We start from the raw sequence: 9,939 nt of genomic DNA, 5'->3' as shown, positions 1-9,939 counted from the left end.
CTCCGGTACGAGGTTCAGGAATCGAGCGCGAGGAGCGCTCGCACGTCGTGCTCACGGCTGTGCGACCCGCGCGGCCCCCCGGGACGCCGTGCCTCCGACGCGCCCGGCAGCAGCCCGTCCACCGTGCCGGAGAGCCCCCCATCCACCACCCAGATGGCGCCGTTCACCCGGCGCGTCTTGGGCCCCAGGAGGAGCTCGGTGACGTCGGCGACATCCTCCGCGGTGCAGATCTCCCCGCCCGGCGTCGCCGACTCCCAGCGCGCGACCCGGCTCGCGGCGTCGGGGAACATGCGCAGCAGCTCGCCATGCACCGGTCCCGCGGACACGCAGTTGGTCCGGATGCCATCCGGTGCCAGCTCCGCGGCCAGGTAGCGCGTCAAGGACTCCACCCCGGCCTTCACCACGCCCTGGCAGCCCAGGTCGTGCATGTACCGCTGGGACATGGAGGTGGACATCGTCACGATGCTGCCGCCGCCACGCCGGGCCATCAGGGGCCGCGCGCGCAGGGCGCACTCATAGGTCCCCGTGATGCAGGTGCGGAACGCCTTGTCCCAGTCGCGCGGAGTAATCCGGTCGAACGGTCCGATGAGGCCGTTGGACGCGTTGCACACCAGGAAGTCCAACCCACCGAACTGCGCCTCGATGCTGGCGAACATCCGGTCCAGGTGCTCTTCCTGCGCGACCGAGCCCCAGGCGTGGAACGCCTTCCCTCCTGCGTCAACAATCTCCTGAACCGTCCGCTCTCCTTCGTCACGGGAGTGGAACGAGTTCACCACCACCGTCGCCCCCGCGCTGGCCAGGCGAGCCGCGATGACCTTGCCAATCCCCTTCCCAGCGCCCGTAACGAACGCGACCTTCCCCGCGAAGGGCAGCACGGCTGGCGGCGGCGACTGACGCGGCGCTCGGTCCTCGCGCACGGGCGCCGCGACCGCCAGCCGGGCGCGCGCCATCTCACAGATAGTGGAAATCGTCCGCAGCCGCTGCGAAGGCTGCGGAGCATCGGTCAGGCCCAGCTCCTTGACGAGCACGGCCATCACCTCGGCCTGCTTGACCGAGTCGATGCCCAGCTCGTCCTCCAGGTCCGCCTCCGGCGTCAAGAGCGCTTCCGGATAGCGCGTCACCCGAGCGAAGACGGCACGGACCCGCGCCTCCAGGTCCTCCACCGGTGAGCCCGCTGACGACACCGGGGGCACGGGAGCCACGACAGGCGCCGGTGGAGGCGTCGCGACGGCGGCGGGCTGCGTGTCCGCGAGCAGCCGCGCCACCACGTCCGCCATCGCGCTCAACGTGCGCGCCTGAGCGCCCCGTGGCAGTCGCTCGGACGGGATGTTGAACTCGCGCCCGACCACGGCCGCGATCTCCGCCAGCTTGACGGAGTCAATGCCGAGCTCGTCCTCGAGCTGCGCGTCCGCCGTCAAGATGTCCATGGGATACCGCGTGACGTCAGCGGCACAACGGCGAATCCGCTGGAGAACATGCTCGACCGCGTAGGTGCCCTGATGAGCTGCGTGTGATGTCATTGCCGACCCCTGGTTTCCCGGTTCGCGGCAATGAATGCATCAAGGGTCTGACACGACTTGCGGAGGCGGATGTCGCCACACATTCAGCGCACGAAGAAGCTCGCACACGGGAAATATTTCCAGTGGACGCAAGTTCATCCTTGCGCTGGCGCGGGCGCGTTCACCGGCGCTGGCGGCCTGGCCGCGGGGCGGACGATGAGCTGGTCCAAGGATGGCCGCCGCTTCATCGGGAATGCATCCAGCTTCACCGGGCGCCCCGTCCTCGCGGACTCCTTCATCGCGATGATGACGCGCACGTCCGCGAGCCCTTCCCGGCCGGACGGCTCGGGCTCCTGGTCCTCCAGCACGCACTTCGAGAAGTAGAGCAACTCCGGCGCGAACTGGTCGTTCGTCGCGAAGACGCGCTCCTCCGTCTTGCCCTCCAGCGTGAGGACATGCTTGCGCTCCTTCTCGTAGCCGAACGCGGACTCGACGAGCAGATCGCCCTTCTCCCCCACCACCCGGTAGCTGGAGACCGCCGACGCGGCGTGGCTGACGCCGAACTGCGCGATGCGCCCATTCGAGAAGCGCATCAACGCGAAGGCCGTGGCATCCACGCCCTTGAAGCGAGGGTCCTGCTCCTCGTTGGTGTAGCAGAACACCTCGGTGGGCTCGTCACGGAAGAGGTAGCGCGCGGCGTTGATGGGGTACGGCCCTTCGTCGAGCAGCGCGCCTCCGCCCACGTCCACGCGCGTCCGGATGTCCCCGGTCCGCACCTGCTGCGTCAGCAGGGCCGACATCATCAGCGGCTCACCCAGGCGCCCCGAGCGCAGCAGGTCGATGGCCCGCAGGTTCGCCTCCTCGAAGTGGAGCCGGTAGGCGATCATCAGCTTGACATGATGCTCGTCCGTGACGCGAATCATCGCCTCACAGTCCTCCACCGAGGTCGCCATGGGCTTCTCGCAGAGGACGTGCACGCCCGCGCGAGCGGCCCGCTCGGTGAAGGCGCGATGCTGGGTGTTGGGCAGCGCGATGTACACCGCGTCCACGTCCGCGTCGCGCAGCACCTGTTCAAGGTCGTCGTAGCTCGCGGTGTGGCGCACGCCGTACATCTTCCCCAGCACGTCGCGCTTCTCCGCGTCGGAGGAAATGAGCGCCACCAACTCCGAGTTCTCACGGGCGTGCTGGAAGGCCGGAAGTACAGCCACCTGCGCGATATTCCCCGCGCCCACCACCGCATACCGGATTCGCCGCGAGCTGCCCTGTGCCATCGATTGCCTCCGCGTATGAGAGACACGCTGGCCCCCCAAGGCACCCGCCACAACCCACGCTCCGGGCAACGTCGTGCCGCCCGTCCGGACAGCAGGCGGCCCCCCGAGCCGCTTCAGTCCACTTCCGCGTCGTGGCGCTGATGCCACTCCGCGATGGACTCCTTCGGGTAGCGCTGGAACTTCTTGTCCTTCTTGCCCGCATGGACGGGCACCCAGTCCGGCTTGAACTCGAGCATGATGTGGACCAGCTCGGGCGCCTGGGGAAGCGGCGTGTCGATGGCCGACGCGAACGGATGGATGAGCTCCGGCCACGTCGGGTCATACAGCCACAGCGCGGAGCCGCAGCGGCCACAGAAGTGGCGCTGCCCCTTGCTCTGGTGCGCCTTCGCGTCCTCCGGATTCTGGATGCGCGCCCGGTACACCTTGACGTGCTGCTGGCCGCGCACCTTGAGCGAGCGCGCGTCCCCCGACAGGTTGATGGCGAAGCCTCCGCCCCCTTGTGTCTTGCGGCACACGGAGCAGTAGCACCGCATGAAGGGAGACGGGTGATGCGTCTCCACGCTGAACCGCACGCCGCGACAGTGGCAGGAGCCTTCGAGCTTCATCACGGGTCCTCGGAGAGAATGAGCACGCGCTACGGCTCCAAGCTATTCAGCGCGCCGCGGGCCGGCATGCCGTCCTTGCCGTTCCACCCGCCGCCCACGACGAAGCGCTCGGCATGGCCGAAGTCACCGGAGCATCCCAGCAGCACGTGGCGCAATTTTCCGCTGATGTCCGACATTTGACCCGACACCTTCCAGGAATGCCGTGAATGCTCGGCTCTGGCGCGCTTCGCGGAGCTGCGCGGCGCGCGGTAGAACGCCGGCATGTCGGACTCGGACGACTTCCGCCTCAATGCGTTGGCGCGCTACCGCAAGACGTCGAGCCAGCTCGCGCTGGAGGTCCACAGCCATTGCGAGGTGCCCGCGGGCTGTGGCGGTGTGGTGCTTCGCTGGCGAAGGCCCGGTGCATCCATCGGCCTGTCGCTGTTCTCCTACGTGAATGGCGTCCCGGACGGCGGCCTGTTCCTCGATGGGACTCCCCTCGTGGAGCAACGGGTGCTCGTCACCCCGGGTGCCCACGTCCTGTCATTTGAAGTGAACCGTCCCGGAGACAAGGGCTTCGTCCTGATGCAGGCCCGGCTGGATCCGGAGATCGCCAGCGCGGTCCACCCGAAACTGGCATCCGCTCCGGATGGCCGATGGAAGGCCACGACACGGCCACCTCCCGAAGGCTGGCGCCTACCGGACTTCGCCGACGCGGGCTTCGCGCCGTTGGTGCAACGGCCCGTTCCCGAACCGAAGACGAACGAGCGCTGGCGGTGGCAGATGATCAAGGACGACGCCACGGGCCTGGGCCTGGCCTCGAGCGCCACGAAGGCCTGGGTGCGGTGGTCCTTCCACGTGGACGACGAGGGCTTCAAATGAGCCGCCCTTCCCTGGTGCTCATCCCGCAGCACTTCGGCGCCCTCCTCTTCGACCGGCGCTCCTCTCGCTACATGCCGTTCGACGCCCCCGCGGCGGCCGTGCTCACCCGGCTCACCGAGCACACCGCGGACGACGTCATCGGTGATGCGGAGGCTGACGACCGGGACGCCGTCATCGGGCTCATCCAGCACCTGTCGATGAAGGGCTACCTCCGGATGGACGGCCGGCTCGCGGCGGCTCGCATCGACCGGGCGCCCCCACCCGACCACCTGCTGGGCCCGCTCGCCGTCCACCTGGAGGTCATTGGCGCGTGCAACCTCACGTGCACGCACTGCTTCGCGGGGGAGCTGCCGCGCAATCAGTCCCCGCTCTCCGTGAAGGAGATGGACGCGCTCTTCGCGCAGCTCGCCGGACTGGGCAGCTTCCGGCTGGGACTCACCGGCGGCGAGCCGCTGATGCGCAAGGACCTGCTGGACATCCTCGACGCGGCGACGGGCCACGGCCTCCATCCCTGCATCACCACCAACGCGCTGCTCATCGACGAACGGTGGGCGCGTGAGCTCGGCAAGCGCGAGCTGGTGTGGCTGAACGTGTCGCTGGAAGGCGCCCAGGCGGGGACGAACGATGCCGTGCGGGGCGCTGGTGTCTTCGACCGGGTGATGGAGAAGCTCGCGCTGCTCGGCCAGCATGCGCGCTTCACCCTCGCCTTCACGCTGACGCGCGACAACGTGGCGGAAGTCGAGGCCTGCGTCGAACTGGCCCGGCGGGTGGGCGCGCATACCGCCGTCTTCCGCCCGCTGTACCCCGTCGGCACCGCCACCCGGCACCCAGAGCTGATGCCCACGTTCGACGGCTACGTGGACGCACTCGCGCGGCTGGAGCGCGTCGAAGCCAATTCGGACCTCTTCGCGTTGGACCCCTTCAGTCCTTCGGCGCGCGAGGAGCTGCGCGGCGTCGTGACGGAGGGCCCGGGCTGCGGGGCCGCGAACACGGTGGCCTCCGTCTCCGTCCAGGGCAACGTGAATCCGTGCAGCTTCCTGGGGCGGGCCTTCGAGTCCGGCAACATCCGAACGCGGCCCTTCGAGGACATCTGGCGTAACGGCCAGGCCTTCCAGCGCCTCCGCGCGAAGCAGACGGGAGACCGCTTCACCGGGGGCTGCCGCGCGCGTGCGCAGTTCTACAAAGGCTCCGCGTTCGCGGAGGACCCCTGGCAGGCCCAGTCCCTGGGAGCTGCCACGGAGTCACATCCACTGCCCGTGCTCGGCGCGGAGCGGGGCCAGGGGGGCGCATGTCGGTAATCCAAGCCGCGCTGGGGAAAGCCCGGGTCCAGCGCGCCAGTGGAGACCTGGAAGGCGCCGCCGCGACGCTGGACGCGGTGGCCTGGCAGGCACGCGAGGACGTCCTGCCGCTGCTCCAGGACGTGTTGGAGCAGCTCACCGTCATCGAGAACGGCTTCGTGTTCCGCTATGTCCCCGCGGGCACGTTCATCATGGGCAACGACGACGGAGAACCCGACGAGCGCCCCGCCCACGCGGTGACGTTGTCCGCGTTCTGGATGAGCGACACGCCGCTGTCCTGGAGCGCCTTCGCTCGCCTCCTGGATTGGCCCGAACCGCCCGAGTTCCCCCCGGACGAACAACTCGACGGATTCGCCGACAGCTTCGCGTACTTCAACGACTCGAAGATTCGTCTGCAGTACTGCGAGAACGACACCCTGCAGGCCAGTGACTGGCACGCCCACGCCAGCCACACGCGATGGGAAACCGGCGACGGCGTCATCAAGACCTCACAGGAATTGTTCGGCACGCCAACGCGCGCGGGCGAGGGCCCGCTGCGCTTTGACCGGAAGCCGATGGTCGCGGTCTCCCCATCACTCGCGGAACGGTTCGCGCGGCGCTTGAGCACGCCTTCCGTCACCTATCGCCTGCCCACCGAAGCCGAATGGGAGCGCGCGGCGCGGGGCTGCTTCCGGGGCGCGGCTTACCCATGGGGGAACGAACCTCCCGATGCGAGTCGCGCGGACTTCGACCGCTTCAATGACTTCTCGCTCCGCCCCATGCGCGCCTTCCCGCCCAACGACTACGGCCTCTTCGGCATGGCGGGCGGCGTGAGCCAGTGGTGCCAGGACCACTACGACGCCGACTACTACCGGCGCTCGCCGAAGACGTCCCCTGTCTGCGTGCTGGGCGAGGACATCCCCGAGCGCGTCCACGTCCTGCGAGGCGGCTCGTGGGCGGACTGCGCGGACGCGCTGCGGGTCAGCTTCCGCTCCGCGAGCGACACCGGGGCGACGCCCAACATCGGCTTCCGCCTGGTCCGGGTTCCCTCGCGGAGGTGAGGCCAGCGGCTTGTGAGCCGCCCTACCCCACGGCGGCGACCGGCGCCGCGTCGGCGGTCTCCGGAAGCGCGTCGAAGCTCTCGAACGGGTTCTCCAACATCTCCCGGAGCGTGTTGGCGAGCACGCCCGCGTGGAACCCGTCGATGAAGCGGTGGTCGAACGTCGCGTTGATGTTCATCACCTTGCCCGGCACCACCTTGCCGTCCTCCACCACGGGCACCTCCTTCACCGCGCCGGGCGCGACGAAGATGGGCACGCGCGTGTACGGCGCCAGCGGGACATAGGCCGTGTCCAGCCCCAGCGAGCCCACGTTGGTGATGATGGCGGACCCGAAGGCGTCCTTCGGCATGCCGAACCGGCTCATGTCCAGGTTCAGCGTGTACATGAAGAAGGACAGCAGCCACGTGAAGGTGTTGAGGAACAGGTAGGGAATCTTCTGGATGGTGCCCTTGCCCTTCTCCAGGGCCACGTCCCGACGCTCGCGGACGCGGCGCACCGCCTCCTCCAGGTCGTTGGCGATCTCCTTCAGGTTCTTCTTGTCCGCGTCCTCGATGCGAGCCGACGTGAGGTCCACCTTTCCGCCGTCCGTCTGGACGACGAGCGTGGACAGCGTCACGCGCTGGCGCAGGTAGATGCGGTTGAAGCGGAGGATGGCGTTCGCGTCCGGGCAACGCCGCAGCGCCTCGCCCATGGCCTTGGCCACCAGGTGCGTCACCGTGAGCCGCACACCCGTGCGCTGACGGAAGGCCTCGATGTAGGCCATCGCCTTGTCCATGCGGACGGTCAGCGTTCCGTAGACGGTGGGGTCGTACGCCGTCTTCCAACTTCCAATCGCAAGCTTGCGAAAGCTCGACAGGTCCCGCTTGGGGATCAACTCCAGATGCGCCATGGCCCCAGTGTCGCCGCTTGGCCCACCCCAAGGGAAGGGCGGGTCCCCCGGCTGACGCCTCCGCCCGCCGCGGACTCAACATGACGCACCGGGTCGCCGTTCAAACCCGATCGGAACGGGGTCCGGACGCGGAGGCTCATCCGGCTTTTCAGGAACAACCCTGCCGGTGGGCCGCTCTCCCCACGGGCTGCCGGAGCGAGGAATTCACCGGAAGTATAAAATTCGCGGCATTCATTGCCTGCCACGCTCTCCGTGGACGTCAATTCCAAGCAACGCCAATCGATTCTCGGGAGAGGTCGGGAAGACCCATTTACATTCGGTGCCCGGGCGGAAGACCATACGCACTCCATGGCTGGCTTCCGCTTTTGTTCCGCCCTCTTGCTGATGTTTGCCCTCACGTCCTCGGCCCACGCGGCCGAGGCGGGACCTCCTGTCAACGTGCTCGACGGGTGGCGCTTCCGATGGGGTGACTCCCCCGTGGGCTCGGATGGCACGCCCCTGTGGGCGAAGGAAACGGGGGATTCGAAGGAGTGGCGGACCACGCCCGCGCTCACGGCGCCGGAGGGCCGCGGCGACCACAAGTTCATGTGGCTCAGCATCCCCATCCCCGACGGCGGCTGGACGGACCCCGCGCTGTACCTGGGCGAAATCACCCACGCGCTCGAGGTGTACGCGGACGGCCAGCGCATCTACACGAGCGGCAAGATCCGGCCGGACAGCTACGAGGTTGGCGAGAACCTGTCCTGGCACATCGTGCCCCTGCCGCGCGACGCGCAGGGCAAGCGCGTGCTGCTGCGCATCCAGTCCAGCAATCCCAACATCGGCGTGTCCCAGGCCGCGCAGGTGGGCTCGAAGTATGACCTGCTGGTCTACGTGACGCGCCAGGGCCAGGCGCCCTTCGTCATCTGCTGCCTGCTGCTGGCGGTGGCGCTCGGCGCGGGTGGCGCCTTCGCGCTCCACTGGCGGCGCCGGATGCTGGCGGGCCTGGCGGTCTCCGCGGCCAGCGGCGGCCTGATCCTCCTGGGCCTGAGCGGCATGCCCACGGCGCTGTGGGGCTCGTCCGCCGCCGCCACGCTGGGCACCACGGTGGGCATCTTCCTGCTCGTCGCCGGTCTGATGGAGTTCGTCTCGGACGCGCTGCTCGACAACCGGCGCGGCTGGTTCCAGAAGGCGGCCATGGTGTTCTCGCCCGTGGCGGGCGTGTGCGCCCTGGCGACGCTCCTGGACCTGGGCATCGGGCAGCGCATCCTCGTGCCCTTCCTCCCCGTGGCGATGGTGGTGCTGCTGGTGGTGCTCTCGGTGGCCATCACCCAGGCGTGGTTGGGCAACCCGGACGCGCGCCTCTTCGTCGGAGGCTTCGCGGGGCTCGTCCTCTCCATCGTCCTCACCATCCTCCCCGTCATCGGCCTGGTGGGCTGGTCGCTGGGCAACGTCACGCACTGGGGCTACGTCGCGCTGACGCTGTCGCTGCTGGGCATCGTCACCCGCCGCTCCATCATGGTGGTGCGCACGCTCGAAGCGCACACCCACCAGTTGGAGGCGCGCGCGCAGGAAGTGCGCAACCTGGCCGAGCGCATGGGCAACGGCGCCGGCGAGCTCGCCACGGTGGTGCAGCAGCTCCGCTCGTCCAGCGATGAGCAGACCGAGGGCGTCAGCCGTCAGGCCGTGGCGCTCCAGGAGGCGGAGCAGACGGTGAAGGAGATCCGCCGCAGCTCGCAGATGACGGCGGAGAAGGCCAGCGCGCTCGCGGCTTCCGCGGAGAGCGCCGAACAGGTGGGCCGCGAGGGAACGGCCGCATTGGAGCGCACGCTGTCGGACCTGGCGGCCATCCGCACCGAGGTCTCCGACATGGCCCGGCGCATCTTCGCGCTCGACGAGCGCACCCGCGAGGTCTCCGGCATCGTGGACTCCGTGAAGGACCTGGCGGACCAGTCCAACATGCTGGCCATCAACGCCGCCATCGAGGCGGCGCGCAGTGGGGAGAGCGGCCGTGGCTTCGGCGTGGTGGCCCGGGAGATGCGCGGCCTGGCGGATCAGTCCATCCAGGCCACGCACCGCATCCGCGAGGTGCTCGACGGCGTCAGCAACAGCATGCGTGAGGCGGCCCGCTCCAGTGAGAAGGGCGACGAGCGCGTGCGGATGAGCCTCGACGCCGTGCGGACCTCCAGCGCGCAGTTCCAGCAGCTGGCCGACATCATCGGCGACACCAGCTCCAGCGTGCGGCAGATCACCGCCGCCGTCAGCGCGCAGGATGCGGGCACCCACCAGATGGCCCAGGCCATCCAGGAGCTGTCCGGGCAGATGCAGCGCACGCTGAAGACGGTGCAGGAGACGCAGGAAGCCACCCGCTCCGTGCAGTCGCTCGCGGAGAGCATGTCCGGCATGGCCAGCCAGACGCTCAAGGCGGAAGGCCTGTCCGTGCCCGCGGCGCAGGCGCAGGCGCGCTGATTCCGCGGCCTTCACCTCCGAGCCCGGC

At 68.9% G+C, this 9,939-nt stretch carries 9 protein-coding genes; 4 read left to right on the top strand and 5 right to left on the bottom strand.

Features of this window, described 5'->3' with window-relative positions; all coding sequences use genetic code 11:
* Positions 1-14 precede the first annotated feature (14 nt).
* The 4 genes from BLU09_RS21465 to BLU09_RS38830 all read right to left on the bottom strand — a co-directional run bounded on the left by BLU09_RS21465 (position 15) and on the right by BLU09_RS38830 (position 3,638).
* Complete coding sequence (locus BLU09_RS21465) at positions 15-1,520, bottom strand: SDR family oxidoreductase (RefSeq protein WP_090491391.1); 1,506 nt, start codon at positions 1,518-1,520, stop codon at positions 15-17.
* 134 nt (positions 1,521-1,654) lie between these two features.
* On the bottom strand, positions 1,655-2,770 hold the full coding sequence (locus BLU09_RS21460; RefSeq protein ID WP_186817657.1) for a Gfo/Idh/MocA family protein: 1,116 nt from the start codon (positions 2,768-2,770) through the stop codon (positions 1,655-1,657).
* Positions 2,771-2,883: 113 nt separating this feature from the next.
* Positions 2,884-3,375 carry a GFA family protein gene (locus BLU09_RS21455; RefSeq protein WP_186817658.1) on the bottom strand — a complete coding sequence of 164 codons (492 nt, stop codon included), beginning with the start codon at positions 3,373-3,375 and terminating at the stop codon, positions 2,884-2,886.
* A 29-nt stretch (positions 3,376-3,404) separates the two neighbouring features.
* Positions 3,405-3,638 carry a hypothetical protein gene (locus tag BLU09_RS38830; RefSeq protein WP_090491388.1) on the bottom strand — a complete coding sequence of 78 codons (234 nt, stop codon included), beginning with the start codon at positions 3,636-3,638 and terminating at the stop codon, positions 3,405-3,407.
* Between BLU09_RS38830 and BLU09_RS21445 the strand changes: the two genes are divergently transcribed.
* Genes BLU09_RS21445 through BLU09_RS21435 form a run of 3 tightly spaced genes read left to right on the top strand, consistent with a single transcriptional unit; the run spans position 3,637 to position 6,574 of the window.
* The gene (locus BLU09_RS21445) at positions 3,637-4,236 is read left to right on the top strand and encodes a hypothetical protein (RefSeq protein ID WP_244171921.1); all 600 of its coding nucleotides are present in this window, start codon (positions 3,637-3,639) and stop codon (positions 4,234-4,236) included. The two genes, BLU09_RS38830 and BLU09_RS21445, sit on opposite strands and share 2 nt — an antisense overlap.
* On the top strand, positions 4,233-5,534 hold the full coding sequence (locus tag BLU09_RS21440) for a radical SAM protein (protein ID WP_090491387.1): 1,302 nt from the start codon (positions 4,233-4,235) through the stop codon (positions 5,532-5,534). The genes BLU09_RS21445 and BLU09_RS21440 overlap by 4 nt, the downstream gene beginning before the upstream one ends.
* Positions 5,525-6,574 (top strand): formylglycine-generating enzyme family protein, encoded by a 1,050-nt coding sequence (locus BLU09_RS21435; RefSeq protein ID WP_090491386.1) that lies wholly within the window; start codon positions 5,525-5,527, stop codon positions 6,572-6,574. Before BLU09_RS21440 ends, BLU09_RS21435 begins: the two co-directional genes overlap by 10 nt.
* 22 nt (positions 6,575-6,596) lie before the next feature.
* Here the strand turns inward: BLU09_RS21435 and BLU09_RS21430 are convergent, their stop codons facing one another.
* Positions 6,597-7,463: a 2-oxo acid dehydrogenase subunit E2 gene (locus BLU09_RS21430; RefSeq protein WP_011553487.1), complete on the bottom strand. Its 867-nt coding sequence runs from the start codon at positions 7,461-7,463 to the stop codon at positions 6,597-6,599.
* 348 nt (positions 7,464-7,811) lie between these two features.
* On the opposite strand from BLU09_RS21430, the gene BLU09_RS21425 reads away from it, so the two are divergent.
* On the top strand, positions 7,812-9,911 hold the full coding sequence (locus tag BLU09_RS21425; protein WP_373283986.1) for a methyl-accepting chemotaxis protein: 2,100 nt from the start codon (positions 7,812-7,814) through the stop codon (positions 9,909-9,911).
* Positions 9,912-9,939: the final 28 nt, after the last annotated feature.

Origin of the sequence: Myxococcus virescens (genome assembly GCF_900101905.1) — a bacterium.
Taxonomy (GTDB): Bacteria; Myxococcota; Myxococcia; order Myxococcales; family Myxococcaceae; genus Myxococcus; species Myxococcus virescens.
Note: the sequence above shows the minus strand (reverse complement) of the source record. Positions and strands in the feature narration are given on the sequence as shown.